At 59.5% G+C, this 26559-nt stretch carries 19 protein-coding genes and 2 pseudogenes; 11 read left to right on the forward strand and 10 right to left on the reverse strand.

The window, feature by feature from the left end; genetic code table 11:
• Position 1: 1 nt before the first annotated feature.
• A pseudogene (locus ACTG19_RS06730) lies at positions 2–559 on the reverse strand (DUF3362 domain-containing protein); the annotation flags it as partial.
• A gap of 121 nt (positions 560–680) precedes the next feature.
• Here ACTG19_RS06730 and ACTG19_RS06735 point away from each other — a divergent pair.
• Positions 681–1388 carry a hypothetical protein gene (locus ACTG19_RS06735; protein ID WP_439988904.1) on the forward strand — a complete coding sequence of 236 codons (708 nt, stop codon included), beginning with the start codon at positions 681–683 and terminating at the stop codon, positions 1386–1388.
• A 353-nt stretch (positions 1389–1741) separates the two neighbouring features.
• Positions 1742–1960: pseudogene (locus tag ACTG19_RS06740) on the forward strand (IS4 family transposase); the annotation flags it as partial.
• Positions 1961–2021: 61 nt separating this feature from the next.
• On the opposite strand, the gene ACTG19_RS06745 reads toward ACTG19_RS06740, so the two are convergent.
• From ACTG19_RS06745 to ACTG19_RS06755, 3 genes are all read right to left on the reverse strand, one after another.
• The gene (locus tag ACTG19_RS06745) at positions 2022–4421 is read right to left on the reverse strand and encodes a YgiQ family radical SAM protein (protein ID WP_439988905.1); all 2400 of its coding nucleotides are present in this window, start codon (positions 4419–4421) and stop codon (positions 2022–2024) included.
• A gap of 175 nt (positions 4422–4596) precedes the next feature.
• Positions 4597–7713: an efflux RND transporter permease subunit gene (locus ACTG19_RS06750; protein WP_439988906.1), complete on the reverse strand. Its 3117-nt coding sequence runs from the start codon at positions 7711–7713 to the stop codon at positions 4597–4599.
• Positions 7713–8762 (reverse strand): efflux RND transporter periplasmic adaptor subunit, encoded by a 1050-nt coding sequence (locus tag ACTG19_RS06755; RefSeq protein ID WP_005338352.1) that lies wholly within the window; start codon positions 8760–8762, stop codon positions 7713–7715. Before ACTG19_RS06755 ends, ACTG19_RS06750 begins: the two co-directional genes overlap by 1 nt.
• A gap of 197 nt (positions 8763–8959) precedes the next feature.
• On the opposite strand from ACTG19_RS06755, the gene ACTG19_RS06760 reads away from it, so the two are divergent.
• Together ACTG19_RS06760 and ACTG19_RS06765 are read left to right on the forward strand one after the other, a co-directional pair.
• Positions 8960–10498: a sensor domain-containing diguanylate cyclase gene (locus tag ACTG19_RS06760; RefSeq protein ID WP_439988907.1), complete on the forward strand. Its 1539-nt coding sequence runs from the start codon at positions 8960–8962 to the stop codon at positions 10496–10498.
• Positions 10499–10544: 46 nt separating this feature from the next.
• Positions 10545–11420 carry a patatin-like phospholipase family protein gene (locus ACTG19_RS06765; protein ID WP_005338362.1) on the forward strand — a complete coding sequence of 292 codons (876 nt, stop codon included), beginning with the start codon at positions 10545–10547 and terminating at the stop codon, positions 11418–11420.
• A 71-nt stretch (positions 11421–11491) separates the two neighbouring features.
• Here the strand turns inward: ACTG19_RS06765 and ACTG19_RS06770 are convergent, their stop codons facing one another.
• Together ACTG19_RS06770 and ACTG19_RS06775 are read right to left on the reverse strand one after the other, a co-directional pair.
• Positions 11492–12832: an APC family permease gene (locus tag ACTG19_RS06770; protein WP_005338365.1), complete on the reverse strand. Its 1341-nt coding sequence runs from the start codon at positions 12830–12832 to the stop codon at positions 11492–11494.
• A 198-nt stretch (positions 12833–13030) separates the two neighbouring features.
• Positions 13031–13297, reverse strand: a complete 267-nt coding sequence (locus tag ACTG19_RS06775; RefSeq protein WP_005338367.1) for a helix-turn-helix domain-containing protein — start codon at positions 13295–13297, stop codon at positions 13031–13033.
• 258 nt (positions 13298–13555) lie between these two features.
• On the opposite strand from ACTG19_RS06775, the gene ACTG19_RS06780 reads away from it, so the two are divergent.
• The 3 genes from ACTG19_RS06780 (at position 13556) to ompA (ACTG19_RS06790) (ending at position 16789) form a co-directional block, all read left to right on the forward strand.
• Positions 13556–14152, forward strand: coding sequence for a hypothetical protein (locus ACTG19_RS06780; protein ID WP_439988908.1), 597 nt, complete (start codon positions 13556–13558; stop codon positions 14150–14152).
• Between the two features lie 308 nt (positions 14153–14460).
• Positions 14461–15480, forward strand: coding sequence for a porin OmpA (ompA, locus tag ACTG19_RS06785; RefSeq protein WP_139443255.1), 1020 nt, complete (start codon positions 14461–14463; stop codon positions 15478–15480).
• 307 nt (positions 15481–15787) lie between these two features.
• Complete coding sequence (ompA, locus tag ACTG19_RS06790) at positions 15788–16789, forward strand: porin OmpA (RefSeq protein ID WP_113738922.1); 1002 nt, start codon at positions 15788–15790, stop codon at positions 16787–16789.
• A gap of 104 nt (positions 16790–16893) precedes the next feature.
• Here ompA (ACTG19_RS06790) and ACTG19_RS06795 read toward each other — a convergent pair whose 3' ends face one another.
• Complete coding sequence (locus ACTG19_RS06795) at positions 16894–18588, reverse strand: NAD-dependent malic enzyme (protein WP_005338379.1); 1695 nt, start codon at positions 18586–18588, stop codon at positions 16894–16896.
• A gap of 69 nt (positions 18589–18657) precedes the next feature.
• On the reverse strand, positions 18658–19515 hold the full coding sequence (locus ACTG19_RS06800; RefSeq protein WP_201990795.1) for a helix-turn-helix transcriptional regulator: 858 nt from the start codon (positions 19513–19515) through the stop codon (positions 18658–18660).
• Positions 19516–19635: 120 nt separating this feature from the next.
• On the opposite strand from ACTG19_RS06800, the gene ACTG19_RS06805 reads away from it, so the two are divergent.
• A complete protein-coding gene (locus ACTG19_RS06805) occupies positions 19636–21015 on the forward strand; it encodes an MATE family efflux transporter (RefSeq protein WP_005343930.1) in 1380 nt (459 codons plus the stop codon).
• Positions 21016–21138: 123 nt separating this feature from the next.
• Entirely contained in the window at positions 21139–21387 is a 249-nt protein-coding gene (locus ACTG19_RS06810) for a YciN family protein (RefSeq protein ID WP_005338382.1), read from the forward strand.
• 33 nt (positions 21388–21420) lie between these two features.
• Here ACTG19_RS06810 and ACTG19_RS06815 read toward each other — a convergent pair whose 3' ends face one another.
• Positions 21421–22542, reverse strand: a complete 1122-nt coding sequence (locus tag ACTG19_RS06815) for a GGDEF domain-containing protein (protein WP_201990794.1) — start codon at positions 22540–22542, stop codon at positions 21421–21423.
• Between the two features lie 246 nt (positions 22543–22788).
• Here ACTG19_RS06815 and ACTG19_RS06820 point away from each other — a divergent pair, with 246 nt between their 5' ends.
• Both ACTG19_RS06820 and ACTG19_RS06825 read left to right on the forward strand, forming a co-directional pair.
• On the forward strand, positions 22789–24186 hold the full coding sequence (locus tag ACTG19_RS06820; protein WP_040066712.1) for a nucleobase:cation symporter-2 family protein: 1398 nt from the start codon (positions 22789–22791) through the stop codon (positions 24184–24186).
• Positions 24187–24285: 99 nt separating this feature from the next.
• Entirely contained in the window at positions 24286–25002 is a 717-nt protein-coding gene (locus ACTG19_RS06825) for a lipoyl protein ligase domain-containing protein (protein ID WP_439988909.1), read from the forward strand.
• Between the two features lie 114 nt (positions 25003–25116).
• Here ACTG19_RS06825 and ACTG19_RS06830 read toward each other — a convergent pair whose 3' ends face one another.
• A complete protein-coding gene (locus ACTG19_RS06830; RefSeq protein ID WP_005338391.1) occupies positions 25117–26493 on the reverse strand; it encodes an alanine/glycine:cation symporter family protein in 1377 nt (458 codons plus the stop codon).
• Positions 26494–26559: the final 66 nt, after the last annotated feature.

The raw sequence follows: 26559 nt of genomic DNA on the forward strand, positions 1-26559 counted from the left end.
CTTAGCGCGCCGGTCGCTTGGCACCACTCCCTTTGGCCGTTGGCTTGCCGCCCTGAGCAGCGGGTTTGGCACCCGGCTTGGCAGAGCCGGCGCGGGTTGGCGCGTTGCCCTTATGGGCGGTTTTTCCGACAGGTTTACCCTTACCAGCACTCTTGCCTTCGCCCTGTGCGGCCGGTTTGCCGTTAGCCGCCCCTTTCTGCAGTTGGGAACCCACCGGCTTGCCGCCCGTCGGTTTGTTGCCTGCACCATTGCCACGCTGGTGTTCGCCTCTTTGTTGAGACATTGGGCTATGGCGAGTCAGGGCAGGTTTCAGCCCCTTGCCGCTGGCGGCACGTTCATTGCGTCCTTCCACTGGCACCAGACAGCCTGGGCCGTTGCCAATCAGGTGGCCCTTGCCCATGGCGAGCAGGGCTTCGCGGATCATCGGCCAGCCAGCGGGATCGTGGTAGCGCAGCAGCGCCTTGTGCAGGCGGCGACGGCGCTCGCCTTTGGCGACAAACACATCGCCACCGCTGCGGCTCACCTTGTTTAATGGGTTTTTCTCCGTGTAATAGATTGTCAAAAAGGTGGGTGTCCCAGATTTACCCTAAGGTGGAAAACTGTACGTCATCATTCTACTATTAGATGGCAACAGGAGTTTTTACAAAAAAAACACGTAATTTGAGCCGGAGGTAATAAACATGAAGAAAAACATTATTTTTTTGTTGGCATCATCAATTATCTTACTTGGATGTACCGCTAATGATGGTAAACTTTTGCGTAGTATGATGCCAGAAATAGCAGACACCTTACAAACAACTGGAATAAACACTAATAATGATTCGATGACCCAATCAGGAATGGTATTAGAAGCCATTCACGAAGCTCTCCCTGAAAATACCAGCTCAGAAGACATAAATTCATCAGCGTCTGATCCTGATCCATCAGAACATTCATTGATATTAACAGCCAGTGCAGAAAATACCAGAATAACTTTACCTTCAAGTATTTTACAAAAAGCTAGTTGCAATGGAGATTTATCATTTCTTTCTCCACTGCTACCTAACTATCAGGACAGTAACCTTAATAGTGTAAGAGATATAATATTAAATTCATCCATATCTGATGCTATTCAAGCCGCCAAGTCACAAGGATATACAAAAAGTGAAGCCTTAATCTCACTCGAGCAACAGGCGATTGAACATGATAATACTGCAGCGGAGGCAGCATCAAGCGCAGATAACACACAGGGAGCTGGATCTGCCATCGAAAGAGCAAAAAATGATACTTTGTCATTAAACTTTACATGTGAGGGTGTTTACAATAGCAGTGTTTGTGCATTTATAATGAACAGATGGGGTTCGCTAGGATCTCGAGCAAGTGGAGCTTTGTTTTCAAAATGTTGGTAGAAAAAACGCTATTTTCTAAAAAACTTGCATGTTCCTGAATAACCTTAACTCCAGACGCCGGCTTCAAGCCGGTGCCTTCTTTACACCACTTTAATACGCACTTAATTTATAAATCCTCTTAGATTTTTAGGAAAGAAATTTAAGTATCCATCATCCAGTTATAATGTGACTGATTAGCATAGTAGTTCTTAAAGTTATTATTTAAGCTTGTAAATACTCAAGCAAGCTGATATCCATATTACTATCTGTAAAATTATAAAAAGATGCCCATCTGGTCGTAATGCCAATCAGTTAAGGAGCCATTTACAGTGCCTCCTGATGTGTAAAAATCTGAAGCCTGTTTGTACAGATCTAGTTATCACATGGCATCGGTCTATCTCATCCATGAACTGAGCTGCATTCCGTACCTGTCATCGGGGAGTATTCCGAAGCGGGTGGCAGAGCTGGAGAAGCAAGCGGGGCAGTTTGTGTTGCGGGAACGAAGAGCGCGGAGTTACCCCCATAGTGTGAAGGCATGGCCACTGACGTATGCGGTACAAAAAGCCAATAAAAACAATGTCAGTCAGGCTTGACTGACTGGCATTGCTCCTCCGGTCGCCTTTTTATTTTCTATCGCTTTCCAATCAGGAAATATTACCGAGCCGGTCGCTTGGCACCATTACCTTTAGCCGCAGGCTTGCCGCCTTGAGCAGCGGGTTTGGCACCCGGCTTGGCAGAACCAGCACGGGTCGGCGCCTTGCCCTTACCAGCCGGTTTGCCCTTGCCTGCACTCTTACCGGCATTCTGGCCTGCGCCTTGTCCGGCGGGCTTGCCGTTCCCCAGCTTGAGCTCGGAGCCCAGCAGCTTGCCATTGCCCTTGCCGCTCTTGTTGGCGCTGCTGTTGGCGTGCTGGCCGTTGCTCAGGCCCGCAGCCTTGTTGCCTGCGCCATTGCCGCGCTGATGGGCAATGTTACTGTGGCGAGTCAGGGCCGGTTTCATCCCCTTGCCAGTGGCGGCACGCTCGTTGCGCCCTTCCGCAGGCACCAGACAGCCGGGGCCATTGCCAATCAGGTGGCCCTTGCCCATGGCGAGCAGGGCTTCGCGGATCATCGGCCAGCCAGCGGGGTCGTGGTAGCGCAGCAGCGCCTTGTGCAGGCGGCGACGGCGCTCGCCCTTGGCGACAAACACATCGCCACCGGTGCGGCTCACCTTGTTTAACGGGTTTTTCTCCGTGTAATACATGGTGGTGGCGTTGGCGAGCGGCGACGGATAGAAGTTCTGTACCTGATCGAGCTTGAAGCGGTTCTCTTTGACCCAGAGCGCCAGATTGATCATGTCTTCATCGGTGGTGCCCGGGTGGGCGGAGATAAAGTAGGGGATCAGGTACTGTTGCTTGCCCGCCTCTTTGGAGTATTTGTCGAACAGCTCCTTGAACTGGTAATAGCTGCCCATGCCCGGCTTCATCATCTTGGAGAGCGGCCCCTCCTCGGTGTGTTCTGGCGCGATCTTGAGGTAGCCGCCGACGTGGTACTTGGCCAGCTCCTTGATATAGCGGGGATCTTCCACCGCGATGTCGTAACGCACGCCGGAGGCGATGAGGATCTTCTTGATCCCCTTGAGGTCGCGCGCCTTGCGATAGAGGTTGATGGTCGGGCTGTGGTCGGTGTCCATGTGCGGGCAGATGGTGGGCCAGACACAGGAGGCGCGACGGCAGGTCTGCTCGGCCTTGGGGCTCTTGCAGCGCAGTTTGTACATGTTGGCGGTGGGGCCGCCGAGATCCGAGATGACGCCGGTAAAGCCCGGCACCTTGTCGCGGATATCTTCGATCTCTTTCAAGATCGACTCTTCCGAGCGGCTCTGGATGATGCGCCCTTCGTGCTCGGTGATGGAGCAGAAGGAGCAGCCGCCAAAGCAGCCGCGCATGATGTTGACCGAGGTCTTGATCATCTCGAAGGCGGGGATCTTCTCGTTGCCATAGGCCGGGTGCGGCACCCGCTGGTAGGGCAGGCCGAATACGCCGTCCATCTCCTCGGTTTCCAGCGGGAAGGCGGGCGGGTTGACCCAGACGATGCGATCACCGTGAGCCTGCGACAGGGCGCGGGCGCAGCCGGGGTTGGTCTCGTGGTGCAGAATGCGCGAGGCGTGGGCGTAGAGCACCTTGTCCTCTTTCACGCGCTCGAACGCCGGCAGCTTCACATAGGTTTTTTCCCACGGCTTGGGCTTGGCCGGCTGCACCAGCACAGGCTGGGCCTCCTGCGCGGCAGGGGCCGCTTCAGTGGCGTCATCCGAGCAGGGTGCCCCTTCCATATAGGGGTTCATGATGGGATCGATGCGGCCAATCTGGTCGAGCTTGCTCGAATCCACCCCTTTCCAGCCCGGCAACGGCTCCTTGCGGATAACGGCAGTGCCGCGAATATCCTGCATGGTCTCGATGGTCTCCCCCGCTGCGATGCGGTGGGCCACTTCCACCAGCGGCCGCTCGGCGTTGCCGTAGATGAGGATATCGGCCTTGGCATCGAGCAGGATGGAGCGGCGGATGGTCTCGGACCAGTAGTCGTAGTGGGCGATGCGGCGCAGGGAAGCCTCGATGCCGCCGATAACCACCGGCACCTCCTTGAAGGCCTCCTTGCAGCGCTGGGTATAGACCAGGGTGGCGCGATCCGGCCGCTTGCCGCCCACATCCCCCGGGGTGTAGGCGTCGTCGTGGCGCAGCTTTTTATCGGAGGTGTAGCGGTTGATCATGGAGTCCATGTTGCCCGCGGTCACCCCGAAGAAGAGGTTCGGTTTGCCCAGACGCATAAAGTCATCCTTCGATGACCAGTCCGGCTGGGCGATGATGCCGACCCGAAAGCCCTGCGCCTCCAGCATGCGGCCGATGACCGCCATGCCGAAGCTCGGGTGATCCACGTAGGCATCCCCCGTCACCAGAATGACGTCGCAGCTGTCCCAACCGAGCTTGTCCATCTCTTTGCGGGACATGGGCAGGAAGGGCGCAGTGCCGTAGCACTCGGCCCAATAGCGGGGATAGGAGAAAAGGTTGGGTACCGGCTGCATTTTGAACACCTGGAAAAATTCGGGTCGCGCATTATACCGGTTGCGGCCAAGGGGAGCGATGGCTTTTTGTCCCTATAGATCCCGCGGAATAGGCCGCCGCCCGCAATAGCAAGGGCGCCCGCAGGCGCCCTTGTGATGATGGAGGCTGATTTACTGGCCTCCGTCAGGATTGAGGTCAGAGCGCCGGAGGCTGTGACTCCCCTTCCCCCTTGGCGGCCAGCGCTTCGTCTACCTGCTGATCCCGCGCCCCTGTCATGCCAGCGTGGCGGGCGATCAGATGGTAGATGGCGGGCACCACCAGCAGAGTGACCAGGGTTGCCAGCGACAGTCCGAAGAAGACCACGGTTCCCACCGCCATCCGGCTCTCGTAGCCTGCCCCCATGGAGAGCATCAGCGGCACTGCGCCGATAATGGCGGTGAGCGATGTCATCAGGATGGGGCGCAAGCGGCGCACCGAGCCTGCGATGATCGCCTCCTCGAATCCTTCCCCGCGCTGGCGCAGCTGGTTGATGAACTCGACGATGAGTATGCCGTTCTTGGTCACCATGCCGATCAGCATGATCATCCCGATCTGGCTGTAGATGCTCATCTCCTGCCCCGTCAGCCAGAGGCCCAAAAGACCGCCGAAGATGCCGAGCGGCACCGTCACCATCACCACCGCCGGGGTCAGAGTGCTCTCGAACTGGGCCACCAGCACCAGATAGACCACCAGCAGGGCGAGGCCAAAGACCAGCACCATCTCCCCCTGATTGTCGCGGTAATCCTTGGAATCACCGGCGTAATCCACCGTCATACCGGTGGGCAGGTTGGCGTTGGCCCAACCATCGAGGAAATCAAGTGCCTCACCCAGGGTGTGGTCGGGGTGGACGTCAGCAGTCAGGGTGATCGCCTTCTGCCGCTGGTAGTGGTTAAGGCGGTTGGCAGTCGCCACCTGCTTGACGGTGGCCAGAGTCGAGAGACTGACCATCTCGCCGTTGGCGGCCTTCAGGTAGATGCGGCCGAGATCCGAGATGCCGTTGAACTCGGTCTGGTTGCCGCGCAGGTAGACGTCATACTCCTCGCCCCTGTCCACATAGGTGGTCTTGCTCGCCCCGCCCAGCAGGGTCTGCAAGCTGTTGGCCACGGTGGAGACCGGAATGCCGAGCTGGCTGGCACTGTCGCGATTGATGGTCACCTGCAGCTCGGGAGTCTTCTCGGCGTAGTCGAGATCCGGGCTCAGCATCAGGCCGCTGCCCTGCGCCGCCTGTTGCAGCGCCAACCCTTGCTGGTAGAGCTCGGCATAGTCGTTGCCCTGCAGCACGAACTGCACCGGCGCGGTGGAGCCGCCCCGGAAACCGGGCTGGAAGGTGCGGATCATCACATCGGGAATGCCGGAGAGCTTGGCACCCAGCGAGCGGGAGAACTCGGTGGCGGTCACGTCGCGCTCGGCCCAGTCGGTGAGCTGGATGATCACCATACCGGTCTGATCGCCGCCACGGCCAAAGGCGGGAGTACTGAAGCTCAGCGCCTGCACCACCCCTTTGCCCAGCATCGGCATGATGGCGGACTCCACCTGCTGCATGTTGCGCTTCATCCGCTCGATGCTGGTCCCCTCCGCCCCCTTGACGAAGACATAGATGACGCCGCGATCCTCGGTCGGGGTGAGGCTGGTCGGCAGTTGGGTAAAGAGGGCGCCGATACCGCCCAGACAGAGCAGCAGCACCAGCGGCGTCCAGCGGGAGCGACGAAGCACCCACGCCAACAGGTGGCGATAGTGCCCCTCCAGCCAGCCGAGCCCGCGATCGAGCCCGGCGGTGAGTCGGTTCGGTTTATCCAGCGGGCGCATCAACCAGGAGCCCATGGCCGGGGTGAGGGTCAGCGCCACTAGCGAGGAGCAGAGCACCGCCAGCGATAGCAGGATGGCAAACTCGGTAAAGAGCCGCCCCACCATGCCATCCATAAAGGCGATGGGGACAAACACCATCACCAGCACGGCGGTGGTAGCAATGACCGCAAAGCCCACCTCGCGGGTGCCGTGCCAGGCGGCGAGCAGCGGCGGTTCACCCCGCTGCAGATGGTGGTGGATGTTCTCCACCACCACGATGGCATCATCCACCACCAGGCCGATGGCGAGGATCAGCGCCAGCAGGGTGATGAGGTTGATGGAAAAGCCGAAATACCAGGCGCCGATAAAGGCGGAGATGAGCGACACAGGCACCGTAATGGCCGGAATGAGCGTGGTGCGCCCCTGCCCGAGGAACAGATAGAGCACCGCCACCACCAGCACGGCGCAGATGGCCAGGGTCTCGTACACCTCGTCGATGGCCTGCTTGATAAAGATGGTGGAGTCGTAATCCACCTCGAGCTTGGCCCCCTCCGGCAGGAAGCGCTGCATCTCGCCGAGTTTCTTCTCGATCCCCTGCGCCACCGCCAGCGGGTTGGCGGTGGACTGGGCGACGATGCCGATACCCAGACTCTCTTTGCCGTTGCGCTGATAGGCGCTGTCTTCGTTCTTGGCTCCCACCTCCACGTCGGCGATATCGGCCAGATAGACGCTCTGGCCGTTGGCGGCTGTGGTGACTTGCAGCTGCTGGAAATCTTCCGCTGTGTGGTAGAGACGGGCGATCTGCACCGCCATGGTCATGGAGTTGTTGCGGATCTCGCCGCCCGGCAGCTCGATATTCTCCCGCTTGAGGGCCTCTTCCACATCGCTCACCGTGATGCCACGGGCGGCCATGTCGGCCGGGCGCAGCCGCACATACATCACCTGGGTGAGATCGCCGGAGAGCGCCACTTCGCTCACCCCGTCCACCAGACTCAGGGGGTCGACCAGCACCCGGTTGGCGTAGTCGGTCATGGCGGTGCGATCCATCTGGCTGCTGCTGAAGTTGAGCCAGATCGCCACATCGCCGTTGCCGCTGTCCTTGGTCACCAGCGGCTCGTCCACATCATCGGGCAGCCGTGGCCGCGCGCGGGAGAGGGCATCGCGCACATCGGAGATCCCCTCCACCATGTTCCAGCCGAGCTTGAACTCGACGGTGATCATCGAGCGTCCCTTGCGGGTCATGGAGTTGATGTTCTTGATGCCGCTGATGCCGGAGAGCTGATCCTCGATGGGCTTGGTGACCTGGCTCTCCATCACCGAGGGGGCCGCCCCCTCATAGGTAGTAGTGATTGAGACCGACGGGATCTGCACATCGGGCATCTCCCGCACCGTCAATTTGCTGAAGGCGACCAGACCAAACACGGTGAGCAGGGCGCTGAGCACCACCGCCACCAGCGGGCGACGTACTGAGATATCGGAGAGCCACATCAGCCGTTCACCTCGGCCAGATCACGCACCTGCACCCCATCACGCAGATTGACCAGCCCCTCGACCACGATGCGATCGCCGACCTTCAGCCCCTCGGTGACCCAGACGGTCTCCCCTTCGGTCTCGCCGAGCACTACAGGCACCCGCTTGACCCGGCCATCGGCCTCAAGACGGTAAACAAAGCGCTGCTCACCGGCGTACTCCACCGACTGGGCGGGGATCAGGGTAAGCTGCTGGGCAGGCAGTGCCAGCTCCACATTGAGCAGCATGCCCGGACGCAACTGACCGTTGCCATTGGGGATCATCACCCGCGCCTTGATGTTCTGGGTATCGTTGGAAATGCGGCTGTCGAGGGTGGTCAGGGTGCCGTTGAATTGCTGATCCGGCCAGGCAGTACTGGTGGCGGTGACCGCCATGCCCGGTCGCAGCAGGGAGAGGTAACGCTCCGGCACCGCCAGATCGAGGCGCAGTTTGTCGAGTTCATCGAGATGCAGCAGGGTATCGCCGCTGTTGACCAGCGCCCCTTCGCTCAAGTCAATCAGGCTCACGGTACCGGCAAAGGGCGCCTGCAGGGTACGCAGGGAGAGCTCGTAGCGGGCGGCATCGAGGCGTGCCTGCACTTGGGCCACGGTGGCCTCCTGCCCCTCCAGCTCGGATTGGGTCACGGCGCCACGGGCCACCAGCTTGCGCATATCACTCAGCTTGCGGTTCTCGTCGCGCAGACTGGCGCTCTGCTCGGCCAGCTCCGCCTGCTGCTTGCCCGCATCCAGCGCGATCAGGGTCTCCCCCTTCGCCACGCTCTGACCCGACTGCACCGCAATCTTGACGATGCGACCGGTCACTTCGGGGCTGATGATGACAGAACGATTGGCCGCCAGCTTGCCCACCAGCTTGAGGGTCGGCTCGGCCAGACTCTGTTTGACGGTTTGAGTGCGGATATTGACCTGTCTGGTCGGTGCTTTGGCGGCGGGTTCGCTGTGACGCAGCGCCCAGACGCCGGCAACCACGATTAGAAGAAGGCCCAAGCCGAGCCAGATACGCATTTTCATCGAACAGTCCATGAAGAGTGAGAGGGTAAATCCAGATTGGGGCCATTTTAGCCCCAGACTATGCCGTGACTATGTATAAATGTGACAAAACGTAACAAGAGCGGGATAAGCTCACTCTGTTTCAGGTCGCGCCGTTTGTTTTCACGCCACATCGCATACACTAACGACAATTTCCTTCGCAACCCGACTGACTGCCTATGCCCAAAATGTCTGACCACCGCTTTCTCACACGCCTGACCTGGCTCCTGTTTGCCGTGGTCATCCTGCTGATTGGTCTGACCTTGCGGCAAAGCCTGAAACAGATAGAACGCCTCTACCAGAGTGATACCCTCAACAGCGCCATCTACCTGCGGGATCGTTTCAAACAGACCGAAGTATTTCTGGAGGCAATGCGCGGGCAGGCCGAAGAGCGACTGCGCAGCGACCCCCAGTCGGTGCTCACCCGCCAGCTCTATCGCCATATCGAGGCGCTGCCAGAGGGGCTGGCCCTCGACAAGCTCCCCGGCGATTTACCGGCCGGACTGGCGGGCAACCTCACCGGTGACGGCTCGCTGCCGCCCCCCGGCAGTGCGCGGGAGGCGCAACTTCATTTGGCCCTGAGCCTCTCCCCCTTGCTGGCCACCGCCAGTCAGCGCCTGGGCAGCGAGATCGCCTGGGCCTACTTCACCGGCGTGGACAACTTTATCTACCTCTATCCCTGGATCCCCTCCAGCCAGTTTCGCTTTGCCCGCAGCATCTATGACAAGCACTACTGGCAGGATGCGCTGATGTCACCCAACCCCAGCCGGGACACCATTCTCTCCCGCCCCTACGAAGATTTTGCCGGACTGGGCACCATGGTCACCATGTCCCAGCCTCTCTACAAGGACGGCTCGCTGGTAGGGATGATCAGCATGGACATCCTGCTCTCACGCTTGCAATCGCAGCTCAATCAGCTGGCACCGGCGCTGGGTGAGTATCTGCTGCTCAATCAGTACCATCAGGTGCTGGCCAGCAGCGCGCACCAGCCCGTGGTGCCGCAAGACCCCGAGCCGACCGACGAATACCAGTGGCAACAAGGGGCATTGCAGCTGACCATGGCAATCCCAGATACCCCGTTGCGACTGGTGCACAACGTCACCCTGCTGCCGCTGGTGTGGGCCATGCTCTGCCAGTCCACGCCGACCCTGCTCGCCATCCTCTTTATGCTGCTGGCCGCCCTCTCCAACCTGAGATCCCACCGCCTCAACCAGCGGCTCAATTACCTTTCCTGCCACGATGCCCTCACCGGCGCCTTCAACCGCCACTATCTGGTGCTGCTGGAACAGGCGGGCGATCTGGCCCGGTTGCAAGCGGGGATCCTGATGTTCGATGCGGATCACTTCAAACGGGTCAATGACAACTTCGGCCATGCCGTCGGCGATATCGTGCTGATCCGGCTGGTGCAGATCTGCCAGCAGCAGCTTAGGCCCACTGATCGCCTGATCCGCTGGGGGGGTGAAGAGTTTCTGCTGCTGATTGGCCGCGCAGATGCAACTCAGCTCGGCGAGCTGGCGGAGCGGCTGAGAAAGTCGGTGGCAGATCATGACTGGGCCGCCATCGAGCCCGGGCTGGAGGTCACCATCAGTCTCGGCTATCTGCCCCACCAGGAGAACCTTCCCCTGCACGAAGCGGTACGCCGCGCCGATGTGGCGCTCTATCAGGCCAAGGCCAACGGTCGCAACCGCAGCGAAAGATGGCAGGGTGACGCCTCCTGACTCTCGGAGTAAGCTGAGCCCTCAACCCCTTTTTTGGAGGACTGTCGTGCCACGTAAACCCCGCGTAGGGCTCGCTCTCGGGAGCGGCGCCGCCAGAGGATGGGCCCATATCGGTGTCATCCGCGCCCTTGAACGCCTCGGCATCAAACCGGATTTGATCGCTGGCTGCTCCATCGGCAGCTTTGTCGGTGCCGCCTATGCCGCCGGAGAACTGGATCGGCTGGAAACCTGGGTGCGCGGCTTTACCCGCCTGCAGGTGGTCAGCCTGCTCGACCCGGCCCTCTCCGGCGGGCTGTTTCGCGGCGAAAAGGTATTTGGCCTTGCCGCCAGCCATCTGGGGGATCCCGATCTCGAGAATCTGCCCATCCCCTTCGCCTGCATCGCCACCGAGCTCGATACCGGCCGCGAGATCTGGCTGCAACAGGGCCCGCTGCGCCAGTCGGTGCGCGCCTCCTGCGGCATGCCGGGGATCCTCACCCCGACCCGGATCAACGACCGCTGGCTGGTCGATGGCGCAGTAGTCAATCCGGTGCCCATTTCGCTGGCCCGCGCCATGGGGGCCGAGGTGGTGATTGCGGTGAACCTCAACACCGACATGCACCAGCCCTGGACCGACGAGCCGGATCAACCCGGCAGCGGCGGTCTGCTCAGCCAGTGGCTCAATCGCGGTGAATCCGCGCCAGCCACCCCGGGTCTGTGGAGCGTGATGAGTGGCTCCATCAACATCATGCAGGAGCGGATCACCCGTGCCCGGATGGCCGGTGACCCGCCGGAGATCCAGCTCTGCCCGCGCCTTGGCAGCTTCTCCATCATGGATTTTCATCGTGCCAGCGATGCCATCAACGAGGGGGAAGCCTGTGTCGAGCGCAACCTCGATCAGCTCAAGGATGAACTGGGCCGCCTCGGGTTGCTGGGCAGTTAGTTGTCGGCATGCTGCGGTTTACACATGAAAAAAGCGCCATTCGGCGCTTTTTTTTCAACTTACTTACCCGGTTACTCCTTACGGTAGAAGAGCAACCCGAGCAGAATCACCCCCACAGAGACCAGCAGATAGAGCCCCAGACTGGGATTGGTGATACCGCCATACAGAATGATGAGCGCGCCCAGGGTGGCACAGGTCGGGATCACGAACCGCTTTATCCAGCCCAACTCGGTAAAGGTGCGCATGTACCAGACATAGAGGAACAGATAGAGGCCATAAATCAGCACGATCGGCATCTCATCCAGGGCGATGTAACGACCGAATGTCTCGTTGATGCTGCAGTACCACAGCACTGAGTAGATCACCGACAACAGCGCTGCCGCGAGGGCCGAGTTGATTGGCATGTGGTGATGCGGTTCGATACGGCTCATCCACTTGGGGGCTGGCCCCTGATTGCGGATCGCCAGCGAGTAGGGAATGCGCATGGTCGCCAGCACCAGACCATTGAGGGTGCCGAGGCAGGAGATAATCACGAACACGGTCAAAATGGTCGAGGCAGTCCCGCCAAACAGGCTGGTTGTCGCGAGATTTACCGCGTTATCCCCTTGCGCCACTATCTCGTCCGTCGGCAAGACACTGGCGATCCCCAGAAAATAGGTGACATAGACCACAAAGACTATCAGGGTGCCAATCACCAGCGCTCTGGGCAGATTCTTCTTGGAATCGCGAATTTCGCTGTTGATGGTCACGGCGGCAATCCACCCCTCATAAGCGAAGGCGGTGGCAACTACGGCCGTGGCCAGCGTGCCTCCGGTGCTTCCTATCCCATCCATTGCCTGCACAAAGTTGGTCACGGTGACACCATTGAGCAACCCTGAAATGGTGCCCACAATGGCAACCAGGATCAGCGGGATCAACTTGATCAGGGTAGAACCCACTTGCAGCTTGCCCGCCAGAACCGGGGTATAGAAGTTGATCAGATAGGTGACCGTCATATAGACAGCCGCCAGTATCCAGGTCGCACCAGAGTTGGTCGGATTATCACTACCGAGCAAGATCATGGTGTACAGAGCGGCGACCCAGGCAAGGATGGCGGAAAGAGGGGCGTAATAGAGTACGCCTTTAAACCACCCCACCAGATAACCAAACATTTTGCCGTATGCCGCTTCGGCATAATCGACGATACCGTTGGACTTTTCGATCCGCTGGGCAAACTCGGCAAACACCAGCGCGCCGAAGATCATCGAAAATGCCCCCAGCGCCCATGCCAGCAGCGCAATGGCCAGATTACCGCCAGTCAGACGCAGTACATCATCGGCCTTGAAGAAGACTCCGGAGCCGATCACCACGCCGACCACCATCGCAATGGCAGTCATCAGGCCATAGCGTTTATCCAACTCATTACTGCTCATACCCATACTCCATACGATTGCTCATATCATCCTGAATGTAATAGTGTTCAGGTGGCCAGATACCACCAGGGCCCACTTTTCGGGGCCGCTTATTCTCGTTGGCCTGCATGGATAATTCAAAGCGTGTTAGATCAAAATATCGATCGGCAACCCAAAAAAAATACCGCCCGAAGGCGGCATTTCTATTCACATCGATGATCACGCCTTGGCGAGGTCATCCGGGCCAATCTGGCCGATTTCGGCGACTTTCTTGTCTGCCAGCAGCCAGAGGGTGAACTTGTGCAGATCCGGGTGGTGCGCCAGGGCAACCAGGAAGGCGCCCCCAACTTCACGGTAACCCAGCTCGTAGTTTTTCAGCGTGGTGGGAGGAACACCCAGCAAATCTGCAAACTTCGGACGGCTCAAACCGACCGCTTCACGGATCTGACGGATCTTCTTGCCAACAGTGACGATATTTGAATTCATAATGTTCCATACTCCGTTTGGCGGATTTACTCCGCCTTTTATTTTTCGCGACGACTCGTAGTCAAGTGTATCAGTTTTGTTCGGACTCGTTATGGTCGAGCCTCTATCTTATGAGCGCCTTTCGGCGACAACCCTTGCCTTCAAGGGGGGATGGTAATCGCTCAGCCGCCTCAGGTAAACAGTCTCGAAAAGAAACCTTTATTGTGGCCCCCCCAATAACTCGTATAATCCGCCGGATACCCATTAAGAGGAATAAGTATGGCGTTTCCCGGCATTATCTCTCGCCTGCACCCCGTATCCAGCACAGAAGAACTGGCACAACAGCGCCTGCAAGGTGAACAATATCGCGCCGAAGCATTCTGGCTTCCGGCCTTGATGTCCAGCCACGCCAGCGAGCTGCTGGCCGCCCTGCCGGAGAGCTGCAGCCTGTTTCTTGAACAGGCATGCCCAAACCTTGCCCTGCGCAGCCACGACGGCACCCTGCATAACAATGAGCAGCTCGTCACGGTAAACGGTCAGGCGATTGCTCTGGCAACCACTCAAGGTGATGGTGGTCTGGTGCCCGAATCGGGTATGTGCGAAATGGCCGACTGGCTGGAGGCGGGACACCGCCACTTCATCTGTTCAGCTGCGGTTCAGCCTGTGGCTCGCGCCATCCTCAACATCTGGCCCCTTGACCCCTATCTGGCCCGACATTTCTTGATGACATTTACCCCCTTGCTGCAGAGCGCAACCCAGGCAGATTACCTCGCGGTCTTTGCCGCCAGAGCGAATCCAGCCAACCCGCATAGCGACTGGGTTCAGGCTTATATGAAGCTGGAGAAGAAACTGCACAGGGCCTATCTGGATCACTAATTAATCAAAATAAACAGCCAGTTAAGGGCACGACACAATTTGCCACAAGGCTCATTTGTGAGCTTGATCATGTTTTAAAATCGGCATAGAGTGCGCCTCGTCATCGGAATGACATCAGTTGCCTGGCAGTGGTTTCTCACGCATTGCGTGCCATGCCAGCGCACTCGACACACCAGGAGAGTGTGCAACCCGGTTCTGCCGGGTCATCTGCCAGACTCGACGCCAGCCGTACGGCGGAGCCTGCAGCTTACATAAATTACAAAGTGTGAAGCACGTGAATAACGTGCGATCTCAACGAGGATTTTTTTATGATGAAAATGGCTCCTTCCATGATCGCCATCGCCATGGCTGCTCTGGGTGCTACCGCTGCTCACGCCGCTGACGACATCTACTTCGGTGCCGGTGTCGGTGCTACTCACTTCAACGGCCTGAACAAGCTGGAAAACACCAATGTAGGCCAGGAAGACGCGGCTGCCGCCAACGCCTTCATGGGTTACAACTTCACCGAAAACTTCGGTACCGAACTGGGCTACCAGTACACTGGTCGTGGCAACACCAACGGCAACCGTTACGAGAGCCAGGGTGCCACCCTGTCCGGTATCGCCCGTCTGCCGGTTGGCAACGACTTCTCCCTGTTCGCTGAAGGCGGCGCCTACTGGGGTCACACCGATGGTCTGGGTACCAGCGACACTAAAGTTTCCCCGCTGGCCGGTGCTGGTGTGACTTACAAGGTAAATGACGCGCTGGATCTGCAAGCTCGCTACCGCTACATGTGGGACGTGGCTGACCTGCACGCCAACGGTGAGCGTTACAAAGCCAACCAGAGCATCGCTACTCTGGAAGCGGTATACCACCCGTTCCGTACTTCCTACGTAGCTCCGGTAGCTGCTCCGGTAGTTGAAGAAGCTCCGGCTCCTGCTCCGCAAGTGGTAGAGAAGAACTTCGCCCTGAACTCAGACGTGCTGTTTGCCTTCGGCAAAGACACCCTGAAGCCGGAAGGCGTTGCAGCCCTGAACGGCCTGTATCAGCAAATCGTTGAGTTCCAGCCGAAAGATGGCAACGCTGTTGTTGTTGGTTACACCGACCGTATCGGTTCCGACGCTTACAACCAGAAGCTGTCTGAAGCCCGTGCCCGTACCGTTGCCAACTTCTTGGTGAGCAAAGGTATGGCTGCCAGCAAAGTTGCCATCGAAGGTCGTGGCGAAGCTAACCCGGTTACCGGCACCAAGTGCAACGGCGTAACTGCTAAAGCTCAACTGATCTCCTGCCTGGCTCCGGATCGTCGCGTAGAAGTTCGCGTATCTGGCGTACAAGAAGTTCAGCAATAATCTGACCTCGTTCAGATAGTGCGAAAAAAAGGGATGCTGCGGCATCCCTTTTTGTTTGTCTCGTTCTCGCTTGCATCCCTCACTCCCGCCTCCCTGCCCTTGCCTGCCCCGTCTCGAAAGCATAAAGTAGTTGCGCCTGTAAGGTATTGGATAAGCACTAAAAAGCGCTTCTTGTCCGGTCTGTTGTCCATGACGCCAATGCATCATGAGAGTCCAAAGCCTTCGCTATCCACTTTGCTGGCGATTTTTCGCAGCAATAAAAACAAGTGCATTGCCCGACATGGGCTAACACAACGAGGATAAACCGATGAAACTCAAAATGGCTCCTACCCTGATTGCACTGGCGCTCGCCGCCGCAGGCACCACAGCTCAGGCTGCCGATGACTGGTACACCGGTGTTGGTGCAGGTTGGGCATATGCTCACAACCTTGACGATGTACAAGGTCTGGATACAGACAAAGACGCCACCGCGCTGAGCCTGTTCGGCGGTTACAACTTCAACGACTACTACGCAGCGGAACTGGGCTACCTCTACGCCGGTAAAGCGGGCGTTGACGGTGCCGATTTCAAAACCCAGGGTGCAACCCTCTCCGGTATCGCCCGCCTGCCGCTCGGCGACATCTTCTCGGTGTTTGCTGAAGGCGGAGCCTACTTCAATCACGTCAACGGCAATGGCAACAGCGACAACGGCACTGCGCCGCTGGCGGGCCTGGGTCTGACAGCCAAGCTCTCCGACCTTATCGATGTGCAAGCACGCTACCGCTATCTTTGGAATCTGGGTGACGAGCAGAAAACCTGGGAGAGCGACATGAGCGTCGCGACCCTGGAGCTGGTGATGCACCCGAACCGCACCTCTTATGTTGCCCCGGTTGCCGCCCCTGCGCCTGAGCCGGTTCCCGAGCCGGTACTGGTCGACAAGAACTTCGCCCTGAGCTCTGACGTACTGTTTGCCTTTGGCAAATCCACCCTCAAGCCAGAAGGTGTCGCAGCGCTGAACACCCTGTATCAGCAGATCGTTGATGTTCAGCCGAAAGATGGCAGCGCCGTGGTCGTCGGTTACACCGACCGTATCGGTTCTGATGCCTACAACCTGAAACTCTCCGAAGCGCGTGCCCGTACCGTAGCCGACTTCCTGGTTGGCAAAGGTCTGCCGGCTGGCAAAGTTGCCATCGAAGGTCGCGGTGAAGCCAATCCGGTCACCGGTACCCAGTGCAACAGCGTCAAGGGCAAGGCTCAGCTGATCTCCTGCCTAGCGCCGGATCGCCGTGTAGAAGTTCGCGTCACCGGCGTGCAGCAAGTGACCCAGTAATCACGTCTGACAACACCAAGGGGATGAAACTGCATCCCCTCCGGATGCAAAAAGGGATGCCGAGGCATCCCTTTGTTTTTACGGTGATTTAGCGCTGAGCTGTATCAGAAGGAAGTGCGGCGGTAGCGGCGATATTCCGGATGCCAGAAGTTGGCGTCGATGGCCTGATCGATCACCTCGTCCGGGGTCTGCACCGCCTTGCCCTGCAGCATGGCGGTCTTGGCCACCATCTTGGCGATGTAGCGGGAGACCTGATGGATATCCGCCAGATCCGGCAGCAGCGAGCCCTCCTCCCCTTTCACCAGCGGCGAGCACTCCGCCAGCGCGCGGCTGGCCGACATCAGCATGGCGTCGGTTACCCGGGTGGCGCCGGAGGCGATGACGCCAAGGCCGATCCCCGGGAAGATGAAGGAGTTGTTGCACTGGGCGATGACGTAGCGCTTGCCCTTGTGCTCCACCGGTGCGAACGGGCTGCCGGTGGCCACCAGCGCCTGGCCGTCGGTCCAGCGGATGAGGTCTGCCGGCGTCGCCTCGACCCGGGAGGTGGGGTTGGAGAGCGGGAAGATGATGGGACGAGCACAGTGCTTGTGCATGGTCTTGACCACCTCTTCGGTAAACAGCCCCGGCTGGCCGGAGACCCCGATTAGGATGTCCGGGCGGCCGTGCTCCATCACCTCCAGCAGGGAGATGTTGTCCCCCACCGGCCAGTCAGCGATGCGCTCTACCGGTTGGGAGAGACGGCGCTGGAAGTCGAGCTGGTTGGGGATCTTGTCGGTGATAAGACCAAAGCGGTCCACCATAAAGACCCGGCTGCGGGCCTGGGCATCGGTCAGCCCTTCGGCCTTCATCTGTGCCACGATCTGCTCGGCGATACCGCAACCGGCGCTGCCCGCACCGAGGAAGGCAACCCGCTTCTCGGAGAGCTTGGCGCCGGAGGCCTTGCAGGCGGCGATGAGGCTGCCCAGGGTCACGGCAGCAGTACCCTGAATATCGTCGTTGAAGCAGCAGAGCTCGTTCTTGTAGCGGTTGAGCAGCGGCATGGCGTTGTTCTGGGCGAAGTCCTCGAACTGCAGCAGGATATCGGGCCAGCGGCGCTTGACCGCCTGAATGAAGGCATCGACAAACTCGGCGTACTCATCCCCCGAGATACGCGGATTGCGCCACCCCATATAGAAGGGGTCATTCAGCAGTTGCTGGTTGTTGGTGCCGACATCCAGCACCACCGGCAGGCAGTAGGCGGGCGAGATGCCACCACAGGCGGTGTAGAGGGAGAGCTTGCCGATGGGAATGCCCATGCCGCCGATACCCTGGTCACCCAGACCCAGGATCCGCTCGCCATCGGTCACCACGATCACCTTGACGTTCTGCTTGGTGGCGTTTTGCAGCATGTCATCGATCCTGTCCTTGTCCGGATAGGAGATAAACAGGCCACGGGCGCGGCGATAGATGTTGGAGAACTCCTCGCACGCCTTGCCCACCGTCGGGGTGTAGATGATGGGCAGCATCTCGGTCAGGTGGTTGTGCAGCAGACGGTAGAACAGTGTCTCGTTGGTATCCTGGATGTTGCGCAGATAGATGTGCTTGTCCATGTCGTTGCCAAACGCCATGAACTGGCGATAGGCGCGCTCGGCCTGCTCTTCGATGGTCTCGATATTCTGGGGCAACAGACCTTCGAGATTGAAGTTGCTGCGCTCTTCGCTGGTGAAGGCGCTGCCCTTGTTGAGCAAAGGGGTCTCCAGCAGGGCGGGACCGGCGTAGGGAATGTAGAGAGGACGTTTCTGGTTATTATCTTCAAACATGGATCTTGGTACCTAAACGGTTAGCTAGACGCAGGGACCCGCCGATCCTAGGGGCTTGTCTCATTAATTTCAAAGAGTTTGCACATCCGTTGCAAAAGGTTTGCGACCCAGTCGACGAAAGGCGCCGGGAGTCTGACCAGTCAGACGACGAAAGCGGTTGGCAAAGTTGGCCCCATCGCTGTAACCGACCCGGGCCGCCAGCTCGCCAAGTGGCCAGTTGGTATAGAGCAGCAGCTGGCGCGCCTTGTTCATTCTGAGCTCGGTCACCCTCGCCATCGGCCCCATACCGAACGCTTGCTGACAAAGCCGGTGCAGATGGGGTACAGAGCAAGCCATCTGTCGGGCCAGCAGGGCGACACTCCAGGGTTCGTCCAGGCGCGCCTCCACCCGGCGAAACAGTGCCTGCAATCTAAGTTCAGGGGTGCCGCGTACCTCCCCTTGCAGGGTGCGCTCCAGCAGCGCCAGCAGCAGGCTGAGCAGTTGAGGTTGCAGCGAAGAGCGAACCCCCTCCCCCTGCATCAGGCTGAGCAGATGGTAGAGCTGATCGCCGCCATCCCCTTGCCAGATACGGTGACCAAGGCGGTGCAGATGCTGCCAGCGCGGCACGTCATCGAGCAAAATCCAGCTGATCTGCCAGCTTTCGCCAATCAGCTTGAGCCCACCGGGCACGGCGGCGGGCAGGAAAATCAGCGACCCGGCCGGAATGGCTTGCTCCCCCTCGTCGGTGAGCAGCGCGCCCCCCTCATCATGACTCATCATCAGGATGTGAAACTCGGGGCAATTGCGGCGGATGAGGTAGTGATCCCGCACCCGGGAGAGGCCGGTCAGGAAGATCCCTGCCTCGCCGAGCAGGGGCAGCCCTTCACGTCCCAGCATCTGCTCTTCACAGGCTGGCGCTATCTCCAGACACTCGCTGGCAAATGGCATAACACCTCAACAGGATAGTTTTACACAAGAAAACCGAGAGCTACTCACAGTGAGAAGAACCTCGTCAGCCCCTATCATACCCCTGACAAACCTTGCTTTTCTCATACCCGGTTAACAACTATGAATTATTGGCAAGCGATTTTAAAACAAACCACCGATCGCGAGTTCATGACCCGATTGTGGCGGCTGGCTCTGCCTGTCTCGCTGCAATCCATGATGTTCTCCCTGCTCGGCCTCATCGATATCATGATGGTGAGCCAGCTTGGCACCACGGCTGTGGCGGCGGTCGGCTTGGGTAACCGGGTCTTCTTCTTCAATCTGCTGGTGATAGCGGGCCTCGCGGGCGGGGTCTCGGTATTGGCAGCACAATACTTCGGGCGCGGGGAGATGGCCGGGGTGCGCCGCTCCCTGGCGCTGGCCATAGTGGGCGCCCTGCTGGTCACCCTGCCCTTTGCCTTCATCTATGTGTTATCACCGGGCAGCGTGCTGGGTTTTGCCAGTCAGGATCCGGCACTGCGCGAGCTGGCGGATCAATTCTTGATGATCACCGGCGCCACCATCCTCTGTACTGCCATCGTAGTGCCGCTGGAGTCAGCCCTGCGCTCGGTCGGCAATGCCGCTGCGCCAACCCGCATCGGCATTATCGCCATCATCGCCAACGTCATCCTCAACTACGCCCTCATCTTCGGTCACTTCGGCTTCGAGGCGATGGGGGTCGCCGGTTCGGCCTGGGGCACCACCATTTCCCGGCTGCTGCAGACAGCCCTGCTGCTGCTCTACGTAAAGCGTTATGAGGCGCGCCTGATCCCGCGTGCACCAGACTGGCTGGCCGCCTTCAAGCGCAAGGAGGTGGTGCGCTTTACCCTGATCGCCCTGCCGCTGCTGTTCCATGACGGCCTCTGGGCCTTCGGCATGCTGATTTACGGCTTTCTCTATGCCCATCTTGGCACCGATTCGCTGGCCATCATGACCACACTTGGCACCCTGGAGAGCATCCTTATCTCCCTCTTCTTCGGACTGGCGGTGGCCTGCTCCACCCTGCTCGGCCACCGGCTCGGGGCCGAGGAGTACGAGATTGCCTGGCAGCACTCCCAGCTCTTCCTGCTGCTGGCACCGATTGGCGCGCTGCTGGTGGGGATCATCGTCTGGCTGCTGCAAGCCAACCTGCTGCAGTGGGTCGGCAACCTGCCCCCCGAGCTGATGACGGAGGCGGGACAGGTGCTCGGCATCATGTGCCTCGGGATGCTGCTCAAGGTGTTCAACATGGTGGGGATCATCGGGGTGCTGCGCTCTGGCGGTGATGTGAACTACAGCATCTTCATCGACATCGTCGGCATGTGGTGCATCGGCATCCCGCTCGCCTGGGTGGCGGTCACGCTGCTCGGCTGGCCCCTCTCCTGGGTGGTGGCGGTGGTGCTGCTGGAGGAGCTCAGCAAGGTACTGCTGGTGCAGCGCCGTATTCGCCAACGCTGCTGGTTGAAGAATCTGGTGATCGGATAAACAACCACAAATCGGGGTCATATCAATGACAGAAAAACCCTGTTTGCAGTATGCTGGGCGCCTCTTCAATCAGAGGCAGGGATCCACGGTTTCCCTGTCCAGTAGTCGTTTAAGGAGACGAGCATGCAACCACAGAAAGAGCTGATCACCGAGACGGCCCTGCTTGAGATGGCCAACAAGATCATCAAAGAGCATGAAGACTTCATCCACGGTATGCGCGCCGATTCGGTGGAGCAGAAGGGGGATATTCTGGTGTTCAAGGGGGAGTATTTCCTGGCCGAAGACGGCACCCCGACCGGCAAGACCATGGCGGTCTTCAACATGTTCAAGCTGCTGGCCCAGCAGCTCTCCGGCAAGTACAAGCTGGCCTGATCTCGCCAGCTCATTGCCAACAGGATGCCGCCCTCAGGCGGCATCTGTTTTTGCGCGGTTCTGCCCCTCGACCACCACGCAGTTGCGTCCCGCCATCTTGGCCTGATAGAGACACTCGTCGGCACGGTTGATCAGAATATCGATGGTGTCATCGGCACGAGCCATGGCAATCCCGATACTCACCGTCACCTCCAGCAATTCGTCCGAGGTGGGACTCTTCACCAGCCGCGCCTCGACGGCAATGCGCAGCCGCTCGGCCATTTTGCTCACCAGCGCCGGATCTGCGCAGTTGTGCATCAGGATGGCAAACTCTTCGCCGCCATAACGCCCCAGCACCATGTCAGGCTCCAGCTGCTCCCCCAGGGTGGTCGCCACCTCCTTGAGCACCGCATCCCCCGCCAGATGGCCGTAGATATCGTTGATCCGCTTGAAGCGATCGAGATCCAGCAGCATCACCGCAAAGGGCTTCTTCTTGAGTTGCAGCCGGATTCTGGCCTGCTCCAGCTGCTTCATCAGCAAGCGGCGGTTCATCATGCCGGTCAGCTCATCGGTGGTCGATTCCCGATAGAGCCGCAGCAGCATGTTGAGCTGGCCGCACTGCACCCAGCAACTGGCCATGGTAAACATGCCGAGCACCCACACCTGATTCAGAGTGGCCTGACTCCAGATGCTCTGGCCCACCAGCAGCCAGTGACCCAGCAGCATGGTCACCAGTACCACGCCTGCCAGTTGCAAGCCGAGGGAGAGGGGGATGGGGAAGATGGCAAACAGGGTGATCAGCAGATAGGGAAAGGCCGCATAACCCGCCTGCAACTCCTGTCCGGCGCCAAAGCTGTTCAGGCAGAAGAGGGAGAAGAGCATTATCACGGCCATCAGGTAGCCAAGGGCCAGCTTCATTCGCTCTCGCTTGAAGTGGATGAGGTACGAGAGCGGAATAAGTGGCGAGAGCGCCAGGGTGCAGAAGATCCTGGCCTGGAACAGCTGCTCGAAATGAACGGCGGGCAAGGTCAACCAATCCACCACGGCCCAGGCGGGCAATCCAAGCATCAGCAAGCAGGTCAGCAGGCGCAAACGCACCGTCATAAATCCCATGCGAGTACGAGTAAAGTCTTCGGAGTGAACCCTCGCACTCCAGAACTCTGACAACTTGAGCATCCAGAGTCTCCACGATGAATACTGAGGGCTCATTCTACACCTACAAAGTGGTAAAATTGTCATTAGCGGGGAGAATAAAAAGGAGAGGTCGGTCACACAAACCGACAGATGATAATCGCAGCACGCAAACGTTTCAACCCATCAAAAAATAAACCTTTTTTTGCATAATTAGCGCTGGTCAGGCTCATTTCAATCACTACAATAGCGCCCAATTTTCTCCCCCTCCCCACACAATTCGAGGTACTTATGGAACAGGCTGCTGTCACACGCGCCAATCGAGAGGCACATCCCCCCAGGCGAGCCCATAGCGAACTGGTCTATGGCATAGAGGATGTCCCGCCTCTGCCCCAGACGCTGTTCGCCGCCCTGCAGCATATGCTCGCCATGTTTGTCGCCATCATTACCCCGCCCCTGATTATCGCCAATGCCCTCGGCCTCCCTGCCGCCGACACCCGTTATATCGTCTCCATGTCGCTGGTCATGTCCGGCATCGCCTCCTTCATTCAAACCCGCCGCTTCGGCCCCATCGGTTCCGGCCTGCTCTCGGTGCAAGGTACCAGCTTCAACTTCCTCGGCCCCATCATCGCCTCCGGTCTCGCCCTCAAACAGGCGGCCATGCCCACCGAGGATCTGTTGGGCACATTGTTTGGCACCATGATGGTTGCCGCACTCACTATCGTGGTGATGAGCCGCTTCCTCCATCTGGTGAAACGGATCATCACCCCGCTGGTCACCGGCATAGTGGTGCTGCTGATCGGCCTGACCCTGATCAAAGTGGGCCTGATCAGCATGGGCGGCGGCTATGCAGCCCTCTCTGATGGCAGCTTCGCCAGTCACACCAACCTCTTCCTCTCCCTGCTGGTGCTCGGCCTGATCGTGTTGCTGCAACGCAGTCGCAACCCCTGGTTGCGCCTCTCCGCCATCATGATCGCCATGCTGGCGGGCTATGCCGTGGCGCTGTTGCTGGGCAAAGTGAGCGCCCCCACCTTCGACGGCCCGCTGGTGATGGTGCCCATTCCGCTCCACTATGGTCTCGGCTTTGACTGGCAGCTGTTCGTGCCGCTCGCCATCATCTTCGTGGTGACGGCGCTCGAAGCGATCGGCGACATGACCGCCACCTCGGATATCTCCGGCGAGCCACTGGAAGGGCCTGTCTATATGGAGCGGATCAAAGGCGGCGTGCTGGCTGATGGTGCCAACTCCATGCTGGCGGCAGTTTTCTCCACCTTCCCCATGTCCACCTTCGCCCAGAATAACGGCGTCATTCAGCTGACCGGCGTCGCCAGCCGTCACGTCGGTCTCTTTATCGCCGCCATGCTGGCCCTGCTTGGCCTGTTCCCGGCGGTCGCCAGCCTGGTACAGCAGATCCCCGAGCCCGTGCTGGGGGGCGCCACTATCGTGATGTTCGGCACCATCGCCGCCGCTGGCGTGCGCATCATTGCCCGCGAGGAGCTGGATCGCCGCGCCCTGATGATCCTGGCAGTGTCGCTGGCCATGGGGCTGGGAGTCGCGCAGGTGCCGGAAGTGCTGCAACACCTGCCGGAGCTGGCCAAGAGCGTGCTCTCCTACGGCGTCGCCACCGGTGGCATCACCGCCATCGTGCTCAACCTGCTGCTGCCAAAGCGCGAAGCGCGCCACTCCTAAGAGATCGCCTACCGATAGCCAACAGCCCCGCACTGCGGGGCTTTACCTTGCCAGTCGCCACGGGTAGTGTGCTGGGCAGCCTTTTTTGAGGATGCCGCCATGCCCTATCGCTTGCTCTCCCCCCTCCCCGATACCGCTTCACCCGTACAGATACTGGCGCAAGAGCAGCACTGGCTGCGCGACTGTGCCCATGACGGCCAGCCCCGCGCTCACCTGTGGCAAGCGCCCCAATGCCTGATTGTCACTCGCAAGGATACCCGCCTCCCCCGTTACGAAGCCGCCTGCCAGCAACTTGCAGATGAAGGCTGGCCGGTGCATGTGCGCGACAGTGGCGGTACCGCCGTGCCCCACGGGGCGGGGATCCTCAACCTATCTCTGCTGCTGCCCCGCACCACCACAGATCTCGCCCACTACTACCGGCTGCTGGGGGCGCCGCTGCTGACCCTGTTGGCGGAGTACGGCCTTGAGGGAAGCTATGACTTCGTGCCCGGATCCTTTTGCGATGGTCAGTACAATCTGGTGATCGGGGGACGCAAGATCACCGGTACCGCCCAGCGCTGGCTGGCGCCAGGGCAGGATCACCAGGGCGCCGTGCTGGCACAAGCCATGCTGCTGGTGGCGGGTGATGTGGATGAGGGAACCAGAATGGCGAGCCGCTTCTACGAGCTGGCGGGCGGCGAACTGCGTTTTATGACGGGAACCTCCACCACGCTGGCAAGCTGCATCGATTGGCACGGTAGCGATCAGGCACTGGTAGAGAAAGTGCGAGCACGTCTGGATAGCCTGCTGAGCGAGGGGCTATCCCCCTCGTCCTGACCTTATCCCGAAGGGAGAGGGAAAGTCCCCATCCAGAGACACTGCGCACAAAAAAGCCACGACCGGAGTCGTGGCTTGTTCTTTTCAAGGGGAGCGTGAAACGAGCTGAGGCGCTCAAGCCGTCTGCGGCTCCGGTTCAGCTTCGCTATCCAGATCCCGGCTAAAATAGGCGCGGGTCTCGGCGATCACCACATGGCGTAGACCAATCAGGCCGATGAGGTTGGGCACCGCCATCAGGCCGTTAACGATATCGGCCAGCAGCCAAATCATGTCCAGATGGAGGAAAGCACCGCTCGCTACCAGCGCCAGATAGACCAGACGATAGGGCTTGATTGCCTTCACCCCGAACAGGTACTCGGTGCAGCGCTCGCCGTAGTAGTTCCAGCCAAGGATGGTGGTAAAGGCGAAGAACAGCAGGCCAATGCTCACCAGATACTGGCCAACATGGGCATCAAGCCCCTGGGCAAAGGCCAGACTGGTCATGGCCGCGCCGCTTGCATCGCCGCTCCACACCCCGGTCACCACCAGGGTCAGGCCGGTCATGGTGCAGATAATGATGGTGTCGATGAAGGTACCTGTCATGGAGACCAGCCCCTGCTCCACGCACGAATCGGTCTTGGCTGCCGCCGCCGCGATGGGCGCAGAGCCCAGCCCCGACTCGTTGGAGAAGACCCCGCGCGCCACCCCGGACTGAATGGCCAGCATGATGCTGGCACCGACGAAGCCGCCGGTCGCCGCATGGCCGGTGAAGGCACTCTCGATCACCAGCATAACGGCATCGGGCAGGGCGCTGGCGTTGTTCACCAGCACGCCCAGACAGGCGACGATGTAGAAGATGGCCATGAAGGGCACCACCTTGCTCGACACGCTGGAGATGGACTTGATCCCTCCTAGGGTCACCAGCGCCACGATCAGGGTCAGCACCACGGCGGTCGCTTCACGGGGCACAGAGAAGGAGAGGCTCATGGCGTCGGAGATGGCATTGACCTGCGGGAAGGTACCGATCCCGAAGAAAGCTACGCCGATGCCGAACAGGGCAAACAGCTTGGCCAGCGGCTTGGAGCCAAGCCCCTTCTCCAGATAGTACATGGGGCCGCCAGCCATCTGGCCGTTGGCATCCTGCTCGCGATATTTGACCGCCAGCAGACACTCGGCGTACTTGGTGGCCATGCCGAAAAGGGCTGCCATCCACATCCAGAACAGGGCACCGGGGCCGCCGAGCTTGATGGCGGTGGCCACCCCGACGATGTTGCCGGTACCAATGGTGGCAGAGAGGGCGGTACAGAGGGCGCCGAAGCTGGAGACATCCCCCTGCTTGCCCTGCCCCTGATCGCGGCCAAAGACCAGCCGCAGAGCGAGCGGCAAGCGCACCACCTGAAGCAGACCCAGACGCAGGGTGAGATAGATACCGGTCCCGACCAGCAGGATCAGCAGGGGCGGCCCCCAGATAAAGCTATCGATGGCGGTTAACGCCGATTGAATTGATGACATGCATCCTCCTTAAGAAACAGAAATTAAGGAGGAGAAGGATGATCTTCCCATAGGTGTCGCGATCGG

The sequence above is a fragment of the Aeromonas sp. 3P genome (genome assembly GCF_051919745.1).
GTDB classification, from domain to species: domain Bacteria; phylum Pseudomonadota; class Gammaproteobacteria; order Enterobacterales; family Aeromonadaceae; genus Aeromonas; species Aeromonas veronii.

Excerpts from the sequence above, each read along its gene's own strand:
- ACTG19_RS06780 (WP_439988908.1), top strand. The coding sequence starts at position 13,556 with ATGGCGTTTCCCGGCATTATCTCTCGCCTGCACCCCGTATCCAGCACA.
- ACTG19_RS06775 (WP_005338367.1), bottom strand. The coding sequence starts at position 13,297 with ATGAATTCAAATATCGTCACTGTTGGCAAGAAGATCCGTCAGATCCGT.
- ACTG19_RS06820 (WP_040066712.1), top strand. The coding sequence starts at position 22,789 with ATGGAACAGGCTGCTGTCACACGCGCCAATCGAGAGGCACATCCCCCC.
- ACTG19_RS06795 (WP_005338379.1), bottom strand. The coding sequence starts at position 18,588 with ATGTTTGAAGATAATAACCAGAAACGTCCTCTCTACATTCCCTACGCC.
- ompA (WP_113738922.1), top strand. The coding sequence starts at position 15,788 with ATGAAACTCAAAATGGCTCCTACCCTGATTGCACTGGCGCTCGCCGCC.
- ACTG19_RS06825 (WP_439988909.1), top strand. The coding sequence starts at position 24,286 with ATGCCCTATCGCTTGCTCTCCCCCCTCCCCGATACCGCTTCACCCGTA.
- ACTG19_RS06800 (WP_201990795.1), bottom strand. The coding sequence starts at position 19,515 with ATGCCATTTGCCAGCGAGTGTCTGGAGATAGCGCCAGCCTGTGAAGAG.
- ompA (WP_139443255.1), top strand. The coding sequence starts at position 14,461 with ATGATGAAAATGGCTCCTTCCATGATCGCCATCGCCATGGCTGCTCTG.
- ACTG19_RS06805 (WP_005343930.1), top strand. The coding sequence starts at position 19,636 with ATGAATTATTGGCAAGCGATTTTAAAACAAACCACCGATCGCGAGTTC.
- ACTG19_RS06745 (WP_439988905.1), bottom strand. The coding sequence starts at position 4,421 with ATGCAGCCGGTACCCAACCTTTTCTCCTATCCCCGCTATTGGGCCGAG.
- ACTG19_RS06815 (WP_201990794.1), bottom strand. The coding sequence starts at position 22,542 with ATGCTCAAGTTGTCAGAGTTCTGGAGTGCGAGGGTTCACTCCGAAGAC.
- ACTG19_RS06810 (WP_005338382.1), top strand. The coding sequence starts at position 21,139 with ATGCAACCACAGAAAGAGCTGATCACCGAGACGGCCCTGCTTGAGATG.
- ACTG19_RS06760 (WP_439988907.1), top strand. The coding sequence starts at position 8,960 with ATGCCCAAAATGTCTGACCACCGCTTTCTCACACGCCTGACCTGGCTC.
- ACTG19_RS06755 (WP_005338352.1), bottom strand. The coding sequence starts at position 8,762 with ATGAAAATGCGTATCTGGCTCGGCTTGGGCCTTCTTCTAATCGTGGTT.
- ACTG19_RS06750 (WP_439988906.1), bottom strand. The coding sequence starts at position 7,713 with ATGTGGCTCTCCGATATCTCAGTACGTCGCCCGCTGGTGGCGGTGGTG.
- ACTG19_RS06735 (WP_439988904.1), top strand. The coding sequence starts at position 681 with ATGAAGAAAAACATTATTTTTTTGTTGGCATCATCAATTATCTTACTT.
- ACTG19_RS06770 (WP_005338365.1), bottom strand. The coding sequence starts at position 12,832 with ATGAGCAGTAATGAGTTGGATAAACGCTATGGCCTGATGACTGCCATT.
- ACTG19_RS06830 (WP_005338391.1), bottom strand. The coding sequence starts at position 26,493 with ATGTCATCAATTCAATCGGCGTTAACCGCCATCGATAGCTTTATCTGG.